Raw genomic sequence first — 21,127 nt, forward strand, 5'->3', positions numbered from 1 at the left:
GTTTGTCAGGAGGATGGTTTTTCAATTTTTCGGTTTACCCCGCGACGGGCTTAGTTAATTTGTCACCACAAAAGATGATTAGGTGGGTTGATTATCTCTTTACAAAAACGATAATAAAATTATAAATCTCATAATTGAGAAAGCCAATTTACCTAAAAATACCCAAGAATACCCAAGAATACCCAAGGAAAATACTCAGGTATTGGGTGCGGTGTTGCAAAATTGATAATAATGGTTGATTGGTCATTGGTTGATTATGTGAGTGGTGGGCCGTGGTTGTCTCCTGACAGAAGCGATAGTAAAATTACAAATTTCATAATAGAGTAAGCGGATTTTCTTAAAAACACCAAGAATACCCAAGGAAAATACCCAAGTTGTGGGTGTGGTGTTGCGAAATTTGTAATTCCATCCTTCGCTAAAGCTACGGCGGGCGAGGGGTTCAGGCTTGGTGGGTGATATGTCCGGCGTGAATGTCGCTTAGTAAAGGTTTCTCCGAGCCGAAGGGGCTCGTTCGAAATGACATAATTTTAGAGGCTTGGCGGGTTACCTGTCGCGCGTGACTGTCGCGTAGAGTTTGCTTCGTTCCTCGCAATGACGTGATGGTGAGGCTTGGCGGGTTATGTGTCGCGTGGTCACCTGTCTGATGGGGTACCGATCCCAACTTAAGTCGGGACGGCATGACTTGGTGGTTAGGCGTGAATAGCAAGCAGCAAGGCATTTGCACATCCGCACATTTACTCATTTGCACATTAAAGGGCAGCGCCTGATGATTCCCTCACAACAAGTTCGGCATCCAGCATGCGGGTTTCAAACTCGGTTACGGGGTGTTTGGATTCGATGAGGCTGATGAGCATTTCGGTGGCTATCTGGCCTATTTTGAAGGCGGGCTGGCGTATGGTGGTCATGGCCGGGTTGAACAGGTCGGCCACGTCGCTGTTGGTAAAGCCCGCGATGGCAATATCGGTTGGTACTTTGATGCCGTGCATTTTTAAGGAGCTGAGGCAACCCGCGCTGAGTCGGTCGGAGGCTATCAGTATAGCATCGGGCCTGTCGGCAAGGGCGAGCAGTTGCGTTACGGCAAGCTCCACTTCGGCCTGTATCATGCCGCCATGCTCGCAATGCAGCAGGTAAGCCGGGTTAAAGGGTACGTTGTATTGCGCCAGCGCCGCGCGGTAGCCATCAAACCTTTCGGCCGTGATAGACAGGTTGGGCGAGCTGGTAAGGTGCGCTATTTTACGCGAGCCCGATTTGATGAGGTGCTCTGTAGCATCAAAAGCCCCCTGGTAATTATTGGCTATCACCTTATGGGTCTCTATCTCATTTGCCACCCTGTCAAAAAACACCATAGGCAGGCCTTTTTCGTGCAGGTATTTAATGTGGCTGAGGTTTTGAGTTTCGGATGAGAGTGAGATGAGCAAACCATCCACCCCGCGCGATGCCATGTGCTGTACGTTCACTACCTCACGGTCAAACGACTCATGGGTTTGGGTAATAATAACGTGGTAACCACGGTTATAAGCGATGGATTCGATACCGTTTATGGCTTGCGAGAAGTAGTTATTGGCTACCTCGGCCACCACTACACCAATAGAATGGCTGCGGCGCTCTTTTAAGCTTTGCGCGATGGGGTTGGGCTGATAGCCTATCTTCTCGGCATATTCGAGCACCAGTTTTTTGGTTTCGGCGCTGATCTCGTAACGGTCTGTAAGGGCACGCGATACGGTGGATGTTGATAATCCGAGCGCTTTGGCAATATCTTTTATCGTTATTGGCTGAAACATGCTTTGTACTGATCAAATAAACATCCCGCAAGGTGTAAACCAAAACCGGCCGTTACAAATATAGCATCAATTTATTTACAATAGTTTAATCTGAATGGGAACGATTGCATAAATTATTTACAGCTGCAATTTCGTTTATGGCTGTAAAACAGTTAACCTTGTTATCATTAAGGTACGTCGGAATATTAAAAAGGCAATCAGTACACATTTTTCCTTTCGTGATTTTTTTGACACCGCCAATAAAGCCAAATATCTACCAAAATATATTTAATAATGCGATTTAACAAACTCATTGCGCTTGCTTTTTTAAGCCTTGGCGCGCTACAGGCATCAGCACAAACAAAACCCTACTCGTGGAGCAACTTGCCAAAAGCATTGGTGCCCACCTTTAAAAAAGATACCTTCAAGATTGTAAAATACGGGGCTAAGCCGGATGGGCTTACGCTCAACACCAAAAGCATTAACGATGCCATTACAGCCTGCAGTGCAAAAGGCGGCGGGGTAGTACTCATCACACAGGGCTTGTGGCTAACCGGCCCAATTGTATTAAAAAGCAATGTAAACCTGCATGTTGATCGTGCTGCCCTGGTATTGTTTACCGGCGATAAAAGTAAATACGCTTTAATTGAAGGTAACTATGAGGGCCGCCCCGCGGCAAGGAATGAATCGCCGATAGCGGGTACCAACCTCACTAACATTGCCATAACCGGCGAAGGTATATTTGATGGCAACGGCGAGGTATGGCGCGCCATTGGTAAAGACAGGCTGACCGAAAATGAATGGAAGGCTAAAGTAGCATCGGGCGGTGTGGTTTCGGCCGATGGCAGGTCATGGTACCCGTCTGAAAATTTTGAGAAAGCCAGTAAAATAAAGGATGTAGGTAATTTGCAAGCCGGTAAAACCATAAATGATTATGCAGTTTATAAGGATTTTTACCGCCCTAATATGTTGGTGCTTACCAATTGTAAAAAGGTATTGCTAACAGGTTCTACCTTTCAAAACTCGGCAAACTGGTGTATGCATACCATACTTTGCGAGGATATGACGATCAGGAACGTACGTGTAAAAAACCCGGCTAACGCGCAAAATGGTGATGGCATAGATCTTGAATCGTGCAAAAACGTATTGTTGGAAGGCAGTACTTTTGATGCCGGGGATGATGGCATCTGTATTAAATCGGGCCGTGATGCTGATGGCCGTAAACGCGGTAAACCAACCGAAAATGTAGTGGTGCGCAACAACATAGTTTACCGCGCACACGGCGGCTTTGTTATTGGCAGCGAAATGAGCGGCGGTGCCCGCAACCTGTTTGTTACCGATTGTACTTTTGTTGGTACTGATATTGGTCTGCGTTTTAAAACCGTACGCGGCAGGGGCGGCATAGTCGAAAACATCTACATCAAAAACATCAGCATGCGTAATATTGTTAACGAGGCTATATTGTTTGATATGTATTACATGACTAAGGCTGCATCAACCCTGCAAAAAGCAGAGATACCTGCAGTAAATGAGGGAACACCACAGTTCAGAAACTTTTATGTAAACAATGTGTCGTGCAATGGAGCTAAAAAAGCCATAATGGTGCGCGGCTTGCCCGAAATGAGCATCAAAAATATTAACATTGAAAACGTGACCATTAAAGCCGATATGGGTGTTGATCTGATTGAAGCTAAGGACATCAAGCTGAAAAATATTACCCTGCAAATTACCGATCGCAAGCATCTTATCAATATTGAAAATAGTAATAATATTATTTTGGATGGTATAAAAAGTGTTGACCCTACCGATCTGTTTGTTAACGTAGCCGGCGACCGTACCGGTAATATCAAGGTAACACATACCAATATTCCCGATGCCAAAAAACGCGCTGAATTTAATAACGGCGCTGAAGAAAAAAGCCTGGTGATAGATTAAACTGCATCCGGTTTATTAATAGAAAAGTCTGGTTTAGCCGGGCTTTTCTATTTTACCAAAACCCGGCAGCACAATTGGCTGATATAAATGTTATTCTTATTTTGGTTGTAAATCCGGTAAATGAAAATAGCTACCTATAATGTAAACGGTGTGAACGGGCGGTTGCCTGTATTGCTCCGCTGGCTACAGGAAACGGCACCCGATGTTGTTTGCCTGCAGGAATTGAAGGCGCCCGATGAGAAATTTCCGCTGCAGGCTATTAACGATGCAGGGTACCAGGCCATATGGCACGGGCAAAAAAGCTGGAACGGGGTTGCCATCTTATCCAAAACAGAAATTAAAGAATTAAGGCGCGGCCTTCCCAGCGACCCGGATGATACGCACAGCCGTTATATTGAGGCATTGGTAAATGGTATTGTGGTAGGATGCTTATACCTGCCCAACGGCAACCCGGCCCCCGGCCCCAAGTTTGATTATAAGTTACAATGGTTTGAACGGTTTACCGCGCATGCCCGTGGCCTTTTTGATCGAGGTATACCTGTAGTGCTTTGCGGCGATTATAATGTAATGCCCACCGAAGCTGATGTGTATAAGCCTGAACGTTGGGTTAATGACGCGCTCTTCAGGCCCGAAACGCGGCAGGCTTTTAAAACGCTGATGGCCCAGGGCTGGACGGACGCGATACGTAAACTATATCCCACCGAAACGATCTACACTTTTTGGGATTATTTTAGGGATGCCTACGGCCGCAACGCAGGCTTGCGGATAGACCATTTTTTATTAAGCCCCCAGGCTGATACGCGCCTGCTTGCTGCCGGGGTTGACAGGCATGTGCGCGGCTGGGAAAAATCAAGCGACCATGGCCCTGTTTGGATAGAACTGGCTAACGGGTAATTTGTTGCAGGATGCCGGGCGTAAAGAAATATTCATTCAAGGCCACAATTTATAAAACAGGGATCAATTTTGCCGTTGATGTGCCAGGCGAAATTACAACTGAGCTTAAGGCTGTTAAAGGTTACATCAGGATAATGGGTACGGTAAATGGGTTTGAGTTCACCAAATCCCTGGTGCCGGTAAAAAACGGGCCATACCGCCTGTTTGTAAACATGATAACATTAAAAGGTGCCAAAGCAAATGTTGGCGATACGGCTGCATTTATTATTGCACAGGATACTACCGATCCCGAAAGGGAGCATCCCGTACCGCAGGCGCTTATCGTTCAGTTACAACAAAAAGGCTTGCTTGTAAAATTTGATGCCTTAACTCCATCCCGGAGAAAGGAAATTGTGAGGTACCTAAACAGTGTTAAAACCGATGAGACCTTTCAAAAAAACATGGATAAACTAATTGCCCGGCTTGAAGACGATACGGTAACAGTTAGGGTACCATAATGCGTCACAATCCCATTATATTTTGCGGGATAGAAACATAAAAGGTGCTGCCCTCATTTTCTTTGCTTTCCATACGGATATTGCCATTGTTCAGGTCAATAAAATCTTTACATATCTTTAACCCCATGCCTGTGCCTTTTTCATCATCAGTACCCAGGGTAGTATGGCTGGTGAACGAAAATATCTTGGCCATGTCTTTTTCTTTTATTCCAATACCTGTATCTTCAACAGCTATCACTACAAAGCCGTTCTCAAACTTGCTTTTAACTTTTATGGACCCATTGGCAGGCGTGAATTTTATAGCGTTTGAAATTAGGTTGCGCAACACAATTTTTATCATCTCGCTATCGGCACGAACAATAGTACCCGGTTCAACCATATTTTCAACATTAAGCGCTTTTTGAGTGATAATTGGTTTCAGGTGTTGTATAATATTGTTTATCACTTTATCTAACTCAAAAGGCAGTGCTTTAAATTTAAAGCCCTGCAGCTGGTTGTTCGACCATATCAGCAGGTTATCGAGCAGGTCGAGCGTTTGTATGATCCTGTTTTTTACTATAGGCGTTAACTCCGTCATTTCGTGGTGTTTCATTTCGCCTTGTTCCCACAAATTTAGTAAGCCAATAACTTGTGTAATAGGGCTGCGCAGATCATGCGAGATAACCGAAAATAGCTTATCCTTAACTAAATTATTACTTTCGAGTATTTTGTTTTGCCGGTTAATAATAGTGCTTTGGTGTTTCACTTGCTTATTAATACTGATGAGGTAAATTAAGCCTATAGCAATAATAACCAGCCCTACTATTAATATAATTTCTGTAGTGTTTTGGTGGATAATAATGGCTTGATTTTTTTCTTGTTCTATTTTCAGTCGCTCGTTTTCATCCGCCCTCTTTTGCAGGTCTGATTTTACTTCGTATAATGACAGCACCCTGCTTTTGGTAACATTCATTAAACTGTCGTTTAGCCGAACATACTGGTGGTAGTTTTTTAAAGCCGATAAGTAATTCCCCTTTACCGAATCGATAAGGTAATAGCCATGATAAACCCCCGTAATGGTTTCGGGGTTACCAATCTGGTTGCCAATATTTAAACTGCGGTTAAAATATCCCCGTGATTTATCGTAATTTTTGAGTTGAAAACTAAGCTGCCCTAAGGTTAAGTAAACCATAGCCAGGTCTTTGGGCCTGTAATTGACGGGGCCGGCTAAAATGTTCATCATTTTATTAGCGTAATAAGTAGCCTGGTTAAGCTTATTTAGTTTGAGATGAGCCGAAACCAGGTTACAGTATGCCGATATAGGGATGTTATTTTGCTTAGTGCTTACAAAATCGGCCATGGCCCTTTGGTAATAGGCAAGTGCCGAGTCGGGTTTGTTTGCTGCCTCATAGCTGTTGCCAATGTTACCCAATATGGTTGCTTTGATAGCAATTTTATTTGATCGTTTTATCTGCCCGAATGCCTGGAGCAGGTAATTGAGCTCTTGCTCGTTATCTTTTATGCGGCCATAGTAATAGCCCATATTATTTAAAATTTTGGCGCTATTAACGCTATCGCCCAGCTTTTTAAAAATGGCTAACGATTTATCGAAGTATATTAATGCCAATGGGTTTGCGTTACTGCCCATGTAACCCAGGCCAATGTTTTTGTAGGCAAATGCTTCGCCATTGCTAAATTTTAGTTTGAGCGATAACTGTAACGCCTGGCTAGCATAAGCTTTGAGCTGGCTAATATTTACACCATAATAATCAAACGCTATTTGGTTTAACAGGTTAACTTTATTGGTATCGTTAATCGATTTTTTTGATAAAATGTGCGTAAGGCTGTCAATATCCTTTTGTTGGCTGTAGGTAGTGCCGGTTATTACGCCAATAAAAACAATACAAGTAAATAAAGCTTTGTAAAATAAACCCATATAATGTCCTCAATAGTGTAATTAATCCTAATTGTGTGGATTATACGGTAATATATGCGAAAATGTTTAATTGTTGCTTAAAATGGGCTTAAACAAGGGTTAACCTCGTTAAATATTGGCCAAATTCGTCTTCTAATAAAACATCCATTTTAAAGCCTGTTTCTGTGGCAATAGCTTGCATGGTGGCTTCATCAACGTAAAGCCATTGAAACCATTCTGTTTTCTGCCTGCCATATTCGTATTGGTACCATATCTCACCATAATAGCCGGTTTGGGGCAATTGGCCTTCATACAGGTAAGCTATGTCCGACGAGTCGAATAGTATTTGCCCGCCGGGGTTGAGCAGTGTAGTTAAATGGAGCAGCAGCTGCTTTAATTTAATGATAGTGCCGGCAAGCCCTATCCCGTTCATCAATAACAATAAAGTATCAAACTTACCCTGGTTATAAGAAAAGATATCGGCCAAAACAGCTTTTTTAATCCCTTGTTCCTTCATCACATCAACAGCAAGTGGCGATATATCCATTGCAGTAACATCCATACGCCGCTCCTGTAATATCAGGCTATGGCAACCTGCGGCAGCACCAATATCAAGCACCTTGCCGCGGCATTCATTCAGGGCAAGCCACTCCATATCGGGCATGTCATCTTCCGTTCTGAAGTAAGTACCAAGGGGCATTTCTTCTCTGGGGCCGTAACGGTTATTTATCCAAAGCTTTTGCCGGGATAATTTGTGGTAATGTTTATAAATGGCTTGTCCTAAAATATCGCTCATGGCAATGCAAATGTATAAAGGATATCCGTATACAAAACCGTAACATGTTTATGCTTTTTTTATGCTTTATCATTTCATAAATTAGCTTGAAGTATATTTGCCGCTACAACCCTTATCACGTTTTATGAATTTCCCTGTTAAAAGGATACTGCTAAAAATCCTGAAAATTACCGGAATAACCCTGGGTAGTTTATTGCTGCTGATGTTTTTATTGCCGGTATTGTTCCCAAAAGCCATCACACAAAAAATAAATGTTTGGGCCAATAGCAATATTAACGGTAAGATAGCCTTTACAGGAACAGGCTTATCTTTTTTTAAGCACTTTCCGGAATTGACATTAACGCTGGATAATGTGGTGCTGAAGGGGAGTGCGCCATTTGAAGTGGATACACTGGTATCTGCCAACGAAATATCATTAGGTATCGATCTTTCTTCGGTTTTTAAAAGTAAGATCAACATCAATAAAATATACCTTAGCAATGCCTTTATCAATATTGAAACAGATAAGAGCGGTAGGGGCAATTATAATATCTATAAACCCGGGGCGCCGCAAACAAATGCCAAAGCGGATACAGGCAGCGCATCATTAGGGATTGAAAAGATACTGATAGAAAAAAGCCGTTTGGTGTATGATGACATGTCGTTACCGATGCAGGTAGAGGCCCGAGATTTTAACTATACCGGCAGCGGCGATCTGAGCAAAGATGTATTCGACCTGCATACCCATACCGAGATAGGCTCGCTCGATTTTTTTTATGCAAACAAGGCATACATTTTATCAAAAAAGGTAAATGCCGATCTGGTAACCAAAATCAATACCAAATCGCTCGCGTTTATATTTCAAAAAAACGACCTGTTGATCAACCGCCTGCCTGTGCAGTTTACAGGTAAGTTTGCTTTTATTAAGGATGGTTATGATATGGACTTTAAGGTGGATTCGCATGATAGCCATTTGAAAGATATTTTTACCGCGCTACCGGCAGTTTACCAAAAAATGATAGCCCAAACCGATATTGATGGTATTGGTAACATAAAGGTGGAGCTAAAAGGGAAGTACCTGGCCAAAACCAATACCATGCCCAACCTGAGCATGAACTTTAAAGTGCGCGATGGTTATGTATCAAGCAATAAAGCGCCGGCGCCGGTAAAAAACCTGTTTGTTAACCTGGATATAAAAGTGCCGGGGTTGAGCCCTGATAGTTTATTGGTTAATCTGGACTCGATCTACTTTAATATCGGTAAAGATTATTTCAGTTCGGTAATGCGGGTTAAGGGTTTTAAAACGCCAGATATTTATGCTAAGATAAATACCGAGATAGACCTCGAAAAATGGAACCGGGCTTTTGGTATAAAACCTTTTGAGGTAAAAGGCAGGTACACGCTGCATTTGCTTGCCCAAGGTAAATATGCTACAGGCATTGAGCATGTGGGGTTGAGAAAGATTGATACCGTAATTACCAGCATACCCAAGTTTACGGTACAGTCGTCATTTAAAAATGGTTACTTTAAATACGCTTCGCTGCCGCAGGCCATACAAAACATCAGCTTTAATTTTAATGCTGCCTGCCCCGATAACAATTACAGGCACATTAGCATGGCAATGGATAACCTGAATATTACCGCGCTGGATAATTACATCAGGGGGTATTTTAAAATGAGTAACGCTGCCGATTTTCCGGTAGATGCCGAATTGAAAAGTAAGTTTAACCTGGCCGAGCTAAAACAGTTTTACCCTTTGGATAGCATAGACCTGAAAGGTAACCTGTTTGCCGATATTAAAACCAATGGCAAATACCTTCCCGCGAAAAAGAAATTCCCGGCAACGGTAGCTAATATTAGTTTGAAGGATGGTAGCATCCAAACCAAATACTATCCGCACCCTATACATAATATACAGGTAAACACCAGTATAACCAACCGTACAGGTACTTTAAACGGCACAAATATTTCGGTAAAACCCATCTCGTTTAGTTTTGAGAACGAACCTTTTATGCTGAAAGCAGAACTGCACAACTTTGCCGATGTGGATTACAACGTGAGCGCGCATGGTATGCTTAACATTGGTAAAATATATAAAGTATTCGCTGTTAAGGGCTATAACGTAAATGGCAAAATAGCCGCCAACCTGGCCTTTAAAGGCAAGCAAAGCGATGTACTGGCCAAGCGGTATGATAAGCTTCAAAACTCGGGCAAGTTGAGTGTAAAAGATGTGGCTTTAACCTCCGATCTGTTCCCTAAGCCATTCCTCATCAACAGGGGAGTATTTAGCTTTGAGCAGGATAAAATGAAGTTCGATTCTTTTACGGCTAATTACGGCAACTCGGTAATCGTACTAAACGGCGCTTTATCAAATGTGATCAGCTACGCGTTAAAACCCGGATCGGTATTAAAAGGCGATTTTAATTTGAGCAGTAATCAAATTGTTGTTGACGATTTTATGGCTTTCGCGGGATCGCCTTCGGCCGCGGGTTCATCAACCACAACTGGCGTTATCATCGTACCCAAAAACCTCGACCTAAATTTTACTGCCGATGTTAAAAAGCTGAAATACCAGGATCTGACCCTCAATGATGCCAAAAGCCAGATGACGGTAAACAACGGCAATATTACATTAAAACAAACCGGCTTTAACCTGATAGGTTCGCCTGTGGCTATGGATGCAGCCTATACCAATGCTACACCAAATACAGCGTATTTTAACTACCATATCAGCGCGAATGATTTTGATATAAAGAAGGCCTATAACCACATTAAACTGTTTCACGATATGGTAACCTCGGCAGCGCATGCCGAAGGCCTCATATCGCTGGATTATAACTTAAGCGGCAGGCTTAATGCCAATATGCAGCCTGTGTACTCATCACTAAAGGGCGGCGGCGAGCTATCGGCAAAGCAAATAAAAATGCATGGCTTTAAACTGATGGGCTCCATAGCCAAATCAACCAACCGTGATAGTATTAGCCGCAACCCCGATGTAAGCAAGGTAGCCATTAAAACCACCATCGCTAAAAATATCATTACCATTGAACGCACCAAACTGCGTATGGCAGGTTTCAGGGCCCGGTTTGAGGGGCAGGTAAGCTTTGATAAAAGATTGAATATCCAGTTCAGGCTGGGTTTACCGCCATTAGGTATCATAGGTATCCCCCTTACCATTACTGGCACACAGGATAAACCTAAAATACGTTTAGGCAAGGGCAAAAAAGAGGATACTTTAGAAGGTACCGATGACCCGGATAGTGAATAAGAATTTGTAATTACTTACCTATACTTGTTTTAGATATGGCAGTGATGCTTTTTATCACATCGTCCAATTCATTAGCAGATTGGAAGAGGTAATCAACTACCTGTTCCATTTCATCTGTATTAGCTTTTATCAGGTACATCAGGCCCATCATGCGGGCAAGTGGCGCCCTTATCACATGCGATTGCATCCATGATATTTCGCGCATTTTTTGGTTTTGTTCTTCGATGGCTTTTATGTGAGCAGATAGTGAGATGAGCGATCTTTTACGCTCCAGGCTGTAGATGATGCTTTTATATAGTGATAAAGATGTTAATTCATCTTTCAATATATAATCGATGATGCCCCACGATAATGACCTGATACCAAAGTTAAGATCGGTGTAACCCGTTAACACAATAACCGGTACATCGGCCGCTACCTCAACTATACTTTTTATCAGTTCTTCGCCTGTTTTATCAGGCAATGTCAGATCAAGTAATACAACGTCAAAGGCGTTTTTCCTGTCCGATAACATTACCCTCGCGTTCTCATAAGTTTCACAATGTGTTATCACAGGAAAATGCATCTTTTCAGATAAAAAATCTTCAACCAAAGCAAAATCGCCGGGGTTATCCTCAATAACCAATATCCGGTCATCTTTTTTATCGCCTAACATGTTCGGTTTGGGTTGGGATAGATACAATATTGATCCAGAAATCTTCAATTTTAGCTATCGCGTTCATAAATTCAGACACGTCTATCGGTTTGGTGATGTAACAATTGGCATAGTGCTTATATGCCGATAGAATATCGCGCTCTGATGATGATGTAGTGAGCATAATTACGGGCACCTGGTTATGTCTTTCGCTTTTTTTGATGTACCGTAATACCTCATGCCCGCTTTTTTTAGGCAGGTTAATATCTAATAGAACCAGGTCGGGTACTTGCTCTTTATCCGTCACATTTTCAAAAAAATCAATCGCTTCCTTTCCATCGCGTATCACACTTATCTTATTGGTTATCTTGCTATCCTCTAAAGCTTCAATAGTTAATAAAATATCGCCTTCATTGTCTTCAACTAATAAAATGTGAATTGATTTCATGAGTTTATTTTTTTAAGATATTAAAATAAAATGTGCTCCCTTTTCCCGGTTCAGATTCGAGCCAGATCTTCCCACCCAGGTTTTCTACTATTTTTTTTGTTACGGCCAGGCCCATCCCCGTGCCCGAGTAAATTTCTTTATTGTGCAGGCGCTGGAATATGATAAATATCGTATCGAAATATTCAGCATCGATACCTATCCCGTTATCTTGTACCGAAAAAGTATAATATTTTGAAGTTTGGGTATAATTGATTTTTATTACAGGCACGTTACCCGCTTGCTGGTACTTTAACGCGTTGCTTACCAGGTTTTGAAAAACCTGCCTTAACGGTACTTTGTAGGTGTTTATGGTTGGCAAATTATCATATTGTATAACCGCCTTTTTATCAGCTATCTTTTTATGGTATAACGATATGATGTCGTTCAGCAATTTGTTGGTATCTGTTGGCTCAATGCTATCCTCTACCCGTCCCACCCTTGAAAACTCAAGCAGGTCAAGAATGATCTCCCGCATACGTTTGGCGCCGTCCACAGCAAAATGAATATACTGCCTGCCCTTGCTGTCAAGTTTGTCGCTGTACCTTCTTTCTATCTGACTCAAAAAGCCGGTAATCATACGCAAGGGCTCTTGCAGATCATGTGATGCCACGTAAGCAAACTGCTCAAGCTCGGCATTTGATGTAGCCAGTTCTTTAGTTTGTTTTTTAAGATCGTTATTTAGTTCCTTTAATAGTATTTCAGATACTTTGCGTTCTGTAATATCTTTAAAATAAACCGACAAGCCTTTACCTGAAGGGTAAGCGCTTACCTCGTACCATTTATTTAAGCGTTCATAATGGTCTTCAAAATGAACGGCTTGGTTTGTTGCAATGGCCTCGTGGTAATTATTGTAAGAAACTGAACCTATGGCGTCTTTAAATACATCCCAAAGCATTTTATTAATAATGTTGCTTTTGGGTGTTTGTAAAACCTTTTCGGCCATGTTGTTCCAATAGGTAACTATCCAGTTTTCATCAACAGCAAAAAATGCATCGCCAATACTTTCCAGAATATTGTTTTTTTCTTTTAATGACTGAGTTACAGCCAGGCTTAATAATTCTCTTTGCAGTTCTTGGTTTTTTTGTGAGGTGATATTTCTTATAAAGAGTGATATGCCATTGCCCGATGGGTATATCCGGTTTTCCTGCCACAGATTTAAAGGCTCGTAATGGTCTTCATTGCTGACATATATTTTTTCGGTGAATGCTTTTTGTATCGCGTGGTATGTTGCCGAACCTACTGCGTCGGGAAATATCTCCCAAATATTTCTGCCGATGAGGTTTTCGCTCTTCATGCCAACCATATTCTCAATAGCCGTGTTAACATAAGTGTAACACAGGTTTTCATCTAACGATGCAAAGCCATCAGTAATACTTTCTAATAAATACTGTACCTGGCTTGTTTTTTTCTGTACTTCAATTTCAGCAAGTTTACGCTCAGTAACATCAATAAAATTGCACACAATTGCATTTATCTCAGGCTCATTAAACATGTTGGTATAAACACATTCCAACCAAATGTAATGGCCACTAAAATGTAATGATCTGAAACAACCTGTTTTACTAAGGCCGGGGCTATCTAACACTTCATTTAAAAGTAGTATAAGTTGCTCCCTGTCGTCAGGGTGGGTTAGGTCCTTTGTTGTATTTTTAACACGTTCGGCCATATTCCAGCCATTAATGCGCTCGGCTGACGGGCTGCGGTAAATAATATCCAGGTCGCGGTTCAATAAAGTTATTCCCGAAAAGCTGTTTTCTATCAGCTTACGGAAGCGGGCATCGCTATCAATATTTTTTTGTTTTGTTTCCATGATATGCGACAACGGAACATGCAGTTTTTTTATCCAAACTTATCCGGGTACTCAGGTGCTTTATCATGGGTCGCACAGCTTCAACATAGATCATACCGGGTAACGGAAAATGCTATACGTTAAAATATTTACTGCACAGATAAACTGCACGCTAATAAGGAATATTATAAGGATAAATTTGTACGCATGTATTAATTAATTGTTGGTTAAAAAATATAGTGATGTGATTTGAAGGTTATTGGTTTTTATAAAATTATGCATCCTTTTTATACATATCAAGTGTTTTTTTATCCATGCGTATAAATACTTAATTATTAAAAAACCATTAAAATGATATTAAGCATTGAATTTTTAATTGGATCCCGTTGCGATTTTTTTATTAAAGAGCCAATCATATTATTTTTTTAATCAATATTGTGGCTATACGCAATACATAAATACCGTAGATATACGCTTTCCTACTAATCCTGTAGATATAATATGCGTATTGCAAACCTCATAATTCTTTCAAAATTTGGTAACAAAGGTGTGGCAATAACTGCGCCCCGGTAAATAATTAAATATATTTATGGCACACAAAAACTGACCCACAATGAAGAAACTTTTACCTTTCTGCATTGCCCTGCTATTCGTTCACTTCGCGCAAGCGCAGCAAACCTTCCCGGTAAATGGCGCTTGGGATGTACGACCAGGGCAATATGCTTTCACTAACGCTACCATAGTAGTTAGTGCCGATCAAACCATTACTAACGGAACACTTTTAATTAAAGACAGGGTAATTGAAGCCGTAGGTGCTGCAATTGCCATCCCAAAAGGATATGTTACCGTTGATTTGAAAGGCAAATTTATTTACCCAAGCCTTATTGATGCTTACACCACTTATGGTGTGCCCGATGCAGCACGTGCCGCTTTTGGTGCCGGCGGAGCCGCTACCGGTGGCTTTGGCCGTACGCAGGTACCAGTATCAACTAAGGCAGGCCCCTATGGCTGGAACGAAGCAATAAAGGCGGAGATGAGCGCCAAGGCAGTATTCCATGTTGATGCTGCAAAAGCTGCCGAATTGAAAAAGATTGGCTTTGGTACCGTACAATCATTGATACATGATGGTATTGCGCGCGGTACATCAATGGCTGTTACCTTAGGCGATGAGCGCGATAACTTTGTGATATTGAACGACCAGGCAGCGGCGCACTACTCTTTTAGCAAGGGTACTGCTGCAACAAATTATCCGTCATCATTAATGGGTAGTATAGCGCTGCTACGCCAAACTTATTATGATGCGCAATGGTATAAAAATCAAAAAGAGGAGTATAATATCTCTTTAGATGAGTTTAATAAAACACAAAGCCTGCCACAGGTATTTGAAGTTACCGATCCCTTAAGCGTAATGCGTGCCGCCAAAATAGGTAAAGAGTTTGGCAAGCAATATATTTATAAAACAGACGGTACAGAGTACCAGCGTTTGAATGAGATGAAAGCCACGGGCAGCAGTTTTATTATTCCGCTTACTTTCCCTGCGCCGTATGATGTTGAAGACCCGATAGACGCCCGTAACATTAGCTACGAGCAAATGAAAGAGTGGGAGCTGGCGCCAACTAACCCCGCTACTTTAGAAAAAGCAGGTATTAAATTTGCCCTAACTACATATGGTTTAGATAATACGGGCACCTTTTGGGCTAACCTGCAAAAAGCTATTGATTTTGGATTGACCGAAAAACAAGCCCTGAATGCATTAACTGCTATCCCTGCCGAAATGCTGGGTGTAGCCGATAAGGTAGGCACATTAGCCCCGGGCAAAATGGCAAACTTTATCATTACTTCTGATAACCTGTTCAAAAAGGATAACGTTATTTATGAGAACTGGGTTGAAGGCCGCCAATATGTAGTAGGCAAATTAGGGATATCCGATCTGCGTGGCGCATATAATTTAACCGGCGCCGGTTTAAATAACATTACTTTAAATGTAAGCGGAACCCCGGGCAGTTATACACTTTCGGCGTTACATACCGGGGTTGACAGCACACGTACCACAGGTACATTTACCCGCGCAGGTGATGGTGTTAGCATGTACTTTGATTTGAAGGGTAACCCTGTAGGTACAATTCGTTTAAACGGATACATCACATCCTTATCGCCGGTTACCTTAAAAGGCTTTGCTACACTGCCCGATGGTTCTTCTACGGGCTGGGTGGCAACATATACCGGTCCGGCCGCTGCCGGCGGTGGCGGCTTTGGTGGTCGTGGCGGTGGTGCTGCTACAGCGGCAAAAACCAATACCAATGTAGGCCCTGTAATTTATCCGTTTACCGCTTTTGGTAACGCCGAGATACCTAAGGCCGAAACCGTATTATTTAAAAACGCCACAGTTTGGACAAACGAGAAAGACGGTATCCTTAAAAACACCGATGTACTGATAGAGAACGGTAAAATAAAAGCTGTAGGTAAAAACCTTGCAGCCGGTACTGCCAAAGTTATCGACGCTACAGGCAAGCATATTTCGGCAGGTATTGTTGATGAGCACTCGCACATTGCTTTAAGCGGTGGCGTTAACGAAGGTACACACTCGGTTACTGCCGAGGTACGTACAGCCGATGTGATCAACTCTGAGGATATTGATCTGTACAGGCAGTTGGCAGGTGGTGTTACCACATCACATATCCTGCACGGATCTGCAAACCCGATAGGTGGCCAGCTGCAAATTATTAAGCACCGCTGGGGCATGGCACCCGAAGAGTTGAAATTTGAAGGAGCCGATGGCTATATCAAATTTGCCTTGGGCGAAAACGTGAAAGGCAGTAATAACCCTGTTCAGTTTGGCGCTACTTATGTACGCTTCCCGCAAACACGTATGGGCGTTGAACAGGTTTATGTTGATGCTTTTCAGCGTGCTAAAGAGTATAAAGCGGCACGTGCGGTAAAAGGCAGCAATGTTCGCCGCGATCTGCAACTGGAGGCTCTTGCTGAAATTCTGGATAACAAACGTTTTATCACCTGCCACTCTTATGTACAAAGCGAGATCAATATGCTCATTCACGTGGCAGATTCAATGGGCTTCCGTATCAACACCTTTACTCACATTTTGGAAGGTTATAAAGTTGCTGATAAAATGAAAGCGCATAACATTGCAGGCTCTACCTTCTCAGATTGGTGGGCCTATAAAAATGAGGTTGCCGAAGCTATCCCGTACAACGGAAAACTGATGCACGAAGTTGGCCTGGTAACCGGCTTTAACTCTGATGATGCTGAAATGGCCCGTCGCCTGAACCAGGAAGCCGGTAAAGCGGTAACTTATGGCAACATGAGCGAAGAGGAGGCTCTGAAACTGGTAACCCTTAACCCTGCCAAAATGTTGCATATTGATAATAAGGTTGGCAGTATTAAAGCCGGTAAAGATGCAGATATCGTACTCTGGTCGGCCGATCCTTTATCTATTTACGCTGTTGCTGAGAAAACCTATGTTGATGGTGTGCCATATTGGGATCTTTCGCAGGATGCTGCCAAGCAAAAAGCGATGAAGATAGAAGAAGCAAGGCTGATTCAAAAAATGATAGATGCCAAAGGCAGTGGTTCTGCTACGCAGCGCGCAGGTGCCGCAGGTGGTCGCCGCCGTCCGCAGTACGAGTGCGAAACTACCGAAGATGAGCAGGCTGATTTTGTATCAGGTTTAGGAACCCAAAGCAGTGGTAAACAATAATACTTAGCAGTAACATCATGAAAAAAATATTTTTAAGTTTAGGAGGATTATTGCTGGGCACTATCCTTACCTATGGGCAGGCTACTATTTCGCCTGCTAAGCCGCAAAGTGCTGCAATTATAATAACAGGCGCTACCATACATATTGGTAATGGCCAGGTAATAGATAAGGGTTATATAGCTTTTGATAAAGGTAAAATTACTGCGGTAGGCACGGGTGCCGCCCCGGCAATTGCAGGGGCACAGGTTATTGATGCTACAGGCAAACAACTATATCCGGGCTTTATATGCCCTATAACTACCTTAGGTTTGGTGGAGATTGAAGAAGGTGCACGCGGTACGGTAGATGATACTGAAACCGGCGATATGAACCCTAATGTACGTTCACTGATAGCTTATAACACTGATTCGAAAGTAATACCTACAGTACGTTCGAACGGGGTTTTACTGGCACAGCCAACACCCGAAGGCGGTACCATTTCGGGCCAGTCATCCGTAGTGCAGCTGGATGCCTGGAACTGGGAAGATGCTGCTTACAAAAGCGATATTGGTTTACACCTAACCTGGCCCGCATCATCAAGAGGTGGCCGCAGGGGCGGTGGCCGTGGTTTACCTGTTGCCGGTGCAACAACAGAAACACCCGCAGAGCGCGCGCAAAAAGCATTGGATGCTTTGGATTCTTACTTCGCGCAAGCAAAAGCTTATGCCGAAGTAAAACAGCCGGTAGCAAATTTACGTTTTGCAGCTATGGCCGGATTATTTAACGGTACTAAAAAGCTATTTGTTAATGCCGATGGTACAAAGGAAATTTTGCAGGCCATTGCATTCGCTAAAAAATACAACCTGCAAATGGTACTTGTGGGGGGTAAAGAGGCTTATATGGTTGCCGATGTGTTAAAGGAAAACAATGTGCCCGTAATCATAAAAGAAACCCAGGCATTGCCATCAAAAGACGACGATGATGTGTACCTGCCATACAAAATGCCAAAAATATTGCAGGATGCAGGTGTATTATACGGTTTAACAGGGATTGGTTTTTGGCGCCAGCGTAACCTGCCATTTGAGGCGGGCCAGGCAGTAGGCTATGGCTTAACCAAAGAACAGGCGCTGAGTATGATAACGCTGAACAACGCCAAAATATTAGGTATTGATAAAACTACCGGAAGCTTAGAAGTTGGCAAAGATGCTAACCTGTTCATTTCACCCGGTGATGCTTTGGATATGATAACGCTTGATGTAACCACAGCCTTTATACAAGGCCGTAACATTAACATGGATAACCTGCACAAGCAGTTGTATAAAAAGTTTAGCGATAAATATGGGTTAAAACCATAAAGGATTAATTGTGATTTTTTTTTGAGAAGCTTCCCTGTAACCGGGGGAGCTTTTTTGTTATAGGCCGGCCGGATTCAATTTTGTATCATTTGATTGGCCAAAACCATTATCAGTGGAAAGGTACCGATAAGTTAAGCGGACCTGTTATTAACATTTAAATCAGTTGCTGCAGAGGCTTAATAATGAGTGTTGTATTTTAATTTAAATAAGCATACCTTTGCGCCTCGAAACAATATCGCTCTGTATTGGTTTAACTTCAAGCAGACACGATAAATGCCGGCATCCGTTAAATTAATTATGCGGTTATTCAGTATTGTGTCAAATAACAACAGTTATAAATTTAATTTGCAATTAAAATATAATTTTTCTGTTAGTGTACGTATACACAAAGTAATTGACTACATTGTACAGCAATCGTAGCCGGATGCTTTTATTCAATATATTTTAAAAAATGAGACAACTCAAAATTTCCCAATCCATTACTAACCGCGAATCTCAGTCGCTTGATAAATACCTGACCGAGATTGGCAAAGTAGATTTGATAACCGCTGATGAAGAGGTTATTCTGGCACAAAAAATCAGGGAGGGAGATCAGGCCGCTTTAGAGCGTTTAACCAAAACTAACCTCCGTTTTGTTGTGTCTGTTGCTAAACAATATCAAAACCAGGGCTTAACCCTTGGCGATTTAATTAATGAAGGTAACCTGGGCCTTATCAAAGCGGCAAAACGTTTTGATGAAACCAAGGGCTTTAAATTTATATCATACGCCGTATGGTGGATCCGTCAGTCTATCCTTTCGGCTGTAGCCGAGCAATCTCGTATTGTGCGTTTGCCTTTAAACCAAATAGGTTCGTTAAACAAAATACGCCAGGCTTTTTCAAAGTTAGAGCAGCAGTATGAGCGTGAGCCATCGCAAGCTGAGCTGGCTGATATATTGGAAACTACCGAAGATAAAATATCAGATTCGCTAAGTAACTCTGGCCGCCATGTATCAATGGATGCACCGTTTGTACAGGGCGAAGAGAATACATTGTTAGATGTATTGCAAAATAACGAGCCGGGTACTGATGATTTCCTGATGGACGAATCGCTATCGCAAGAGATCATGCGTTCGTTAGTAACATTAGCTGAGCGTGAGCGCGAAGTTATTGTATTGTTCTTCGGGTTAGGTAATAACTACCCGTTATCGTTAGAAGAGATAGGCGAGAAATATAATCTTACCCGCGAGCGTGTTCGCCAGATAAAAGATAAGGCATTACAACGCCTACGCCACACGTCAAGAAGCAACCTGTTACAGTCTTACTTATAATATACACGCAACCATATTTAAAAGAGGGAGGATAATATTCTCCCTCTTTTTTTGCTTGTCTAAATACCGAAAGGTATTATTTCTGTTTATTTAAATACCGAAAGGTATATTAATGATTTTTTGACCTTAGTTTATATAAATGTTACATAAAATGTATTAAAATTAAAGTCAATCAGTTAAACTATTGATAGGATAATGCGTCATAATGTTGAAAATTTGATAAAATATTACTGTAATACCAAAAGGTATTTAAAAAATTGTAATCATTTGGATGTTTATTTAAAATATTTACATAAATTAAAATAATTTTTTGATAATAATATAATTAAGTACCTTTGCTATTGAAATTAATGTATTAAAATAATTAAATCATTATCATTATGAAAAAGTTACTAATTCTAATTTCTGTATTCTCTTTAGGATTTGGATTTTATGCAAAAGCGCAATATATAGGTGCACAAGACTTACCTGCTGATATCAACCAGGATTTTTCTGCAAAGTACCCTAACCTTTCTAAAGTAGATTGGGAGAAAGACGGCAAACAATTTAAAGCTACATTTAGCGTAGAGAAATTTGCACACGAGGTAGTTTACGATCAAAACGGTAAAATTGTATCACAACAATTTGGTTTACCTTTAACAAGCATTCCTGCTGATGTATTTGGTGGCGTAAAAAAGAACTTCCCAGAGTTGGAAGTAAAAGAAGCTGACCAGATAGTTGAAAAAGGAAGGGTTTCTTACAAACTAAGCCTGAAAGATGAAAACAACGCTATTGCCAAAGTAATTATGGCACCTGATGGCCGCGTTATCAGAACCATCATCAACGAGCAATAATCG

14 protein-coding genes are annotated in these 21,127 nt (G+C 41.8%); 8 read left to right on the top strand and 6 right to left on the bottom strand.

Annotated features, from left to right (window positions below; genetic code table 11):
* Nucleotides 1–749: 749 nt before the first annotated feature.
* A complete protein-coding gene (locus tag KXQ82_RS18560) occupies nt 750–1,781 on the bottom strand; it encodes a LacI family DNA-binding transcriptional regulator (protein WP_219490063.1) in 1,032 nt (343 codons plus the stop codon).
* 273 nt (nt 1,782–2,054) lie between these two features.
* Here KXQ82_RS18560 and KXQ82_RS18565 point away from each other — a divergent pair, with 273 nt between their 5' ends.
* From KXQ82_RS18565 to KXQ82_RS18575, 3 genes are all read left to right on the top strand, one after another.
* Nucleotides 2,055–3,695: a glycoside hydrolase family 28 protein gene (locus KXQ82_RS18565; protein ID WP_219490064.1), complete on the top strand. Its 1,641-nt coding sequence runs from the start codon at nt 2,055–2,057 to the stop codon at nt 3,693–3,695.
* Between the two features lie 120 nt (nt 3,696–3,815).
* Complete coding sequence (gene xth / locus KXQ82_RS18570) at nt 3,816–4,589, top strand: exodeoxyribonuclease III (protein WP_219490065.1); 774 nt, start codon at nt 3,816–3,818, stop codon at nt 4,587–4,589.
* Nucleotides 4,590–4,600: 11 nt separating this feature from the next.
* Nucleotides 4,601–5,086, top strand: coding sequence for a YdeI/OmpD-associated family protein (locus KXQ82_RS18575; RefSeq protein WP_219490067.1), 486 nt, complete (start codon nt 4,601–4,603; stop codon nt 5,084–5,086).
* A gap of 4 nt (nt 5,087–5,090) precedes the next feature.
* Here the strand turns inward: KXQ82_RS18575 and KXQ82_RS18580 are convergent, their stop codons facing one another.
* Both KXQ82_RS18580 and KXQ82_RS18585 read right to left on the bottom strand, forming a co-directional pair.
* The gene (locus tag KXQ82_RS18580) at nt 5,091–7,001 is read right to left on the bottom strand and encodes a tetratricopeptide repeat-containing sensor histidine kinase (RefSeq protein ID WP_219490068.1); all 1,911 of its coding nucleotides are present in this window, start codon (nt 6,999–7,001) and stop codon (nt 5,091–5,093) included.
* An 88-nt stretch (nt 7,002–7,089) separates the two neighbouring features.
* Nucleotides 7,090–7,776 carry a class I SAM-dependent methyltransferase gene (locus KXQ82_RS18585; RefSeq protein WP_219490069.1) on the bottom strand — a complete coding sequence of 229 codons (687 nt, stop codon included), beginning with the start codon at nt 7,774–7,776 and terminating at the stop codon, nt 7,090–7,092.
* Nucleotides 7,777–7,900: 124 nt separating this feature from the next.
* On the opposite strand from KXQ82_RS18585, the gene KXQ82_RS18590 reads away from it, so the two are divergent.
* Nucleotides 7,901–11,023: an AsmA family protein gene (locus KXQ82_RS18590; protein WP_219490072.1), complete on the top strand. Its 3,123-nt coding sequence runs from the start codon at nt 7,901–7,903 to the stop codon at nt 11,021–11,023.
* A gap of 10 nt (nt 11,024–11,033) precedes the next feature.
* Here the strand turns inward: KXQ82_RS18590 and KXQ82_RS18595 are convergent, their stop codons facing one another.
* Genes KXQ82_RS18595 through KXQ82_RS18605 form a run of 3 tightly spaced genes read right to left on the bottom strand, consistent with a single transcriptional unit; the run spans nt 11,034 to nt 13,954 of the window.
* On the bottom strand, nt 11,034–11,678 hold the full coding sequence (locus tag KXQ82_RS18595; RefSeq protein WP_219490073.1) for a response regulator: 645 nt from the start codon (nt 11,676–11,678) through the stop codon (nt 11,034–11,036).
* Nucleotides 11,665–12,105 (bottom strand): response regulator, encoded by a 441-nt coding sequence (locus KXQ82_RS18600; RefSeq protein WP_219490074.1) that lies wholly within the window; start codon nt 12,103–12,105, stop codon nt 11,665–11,667. The genes KXQ82_RS18595 and KXQ82_RS18600 overlap by 14 nt, the downstream gene beginning before the upstream one ends.
* A gap of 4 nt (nt 12,106–12,109) precedes the next feature.
* A complete protein-coding gene (locus KXQ82_RS18605) occupies nt 12,110–13,954 on the bottom strand; it encodes a PAS domain-containing sensor histidine kinase (protein ID WP_219490075.1) in 1,845 nt (614 codons plus the stop codon).
* A 592-nt stretch (nt 13,955–14,546) separates the two neighbouring features.
* On the opposite strand from KXQ82_RS18605, the gene KXQ82_RS18610 reads away from it, so the two are divergent.
* The 4 genes from KXQ82_RS18610 to KXQ82_RS18625 all read left to right on the top strand — a co-directional run bounded on the left by KXQ82_RS18610 (nt 14,547) and on the right by KXQ82_RS18625 (nt 21,124).
* Nucleotides 14,547–17,648 (top strand): amidohydrolase family protein, encoded by a 3,102-nt coding sequence (locus KXQ82_RS18610; protein ID WP_219490076.1) that lies wholly within the window; start codon nt 14,547–14,549, stop codon nt 17,646–17,648.
* Between the two features lie 17 nt (nt 17,649–17,665).
* A complete protein-coding gene (locus tag KXQ82_RS18615; protein WP_219490077.1) occupies nt 17,666–18,982 on the top strand; it encodes an amidohydrolase family protein in 1,317 nt (438 codons plus the stop codon).
* Between the two features lie 451 nt (nt 18,983–19,433).
* Nucleotides 19,434–20,291: a sigma-70 family RNA polymerase sigma factor gene (locus KXQ82_RS18620; RefSeq protein ID WP_219490078.1), complete on the top strand. Its 858-nt coding sequence runs from the start codon at nt 19,434–19,436 to the stop codon at nt 20,289–20,291.
* Between the two features lie 380 nt (nt 20,292–20,671).
* Nucleotides 20,672–21,124 carry a PepSY-like domain-containing protein gene (locus tag KXQ82_RS18625; RefSeq protein WP_219490079.1) on the top strand — a complete coding sequence of 151 codons (453 nt, stop codon included), beginning with the start codon at nt 20,672–20,674 and terminating at the stop codon, nt 21,122–21,124.
* Nucleotides 21,125–21,127: the final 3 nt, after the last annotated feature.

The sequence above is a fragment of the Mucilaginibacter rivuli genome (genome assembly GCF_019391655.1).
GTDB classification, from domain to species: Bacteria; Bacteroidota; Bacteroidia; order Sphingobacteriales; family Sphingobacteriaceae; genus Mucilaginibacter; species Mucilaginibacter rivuli.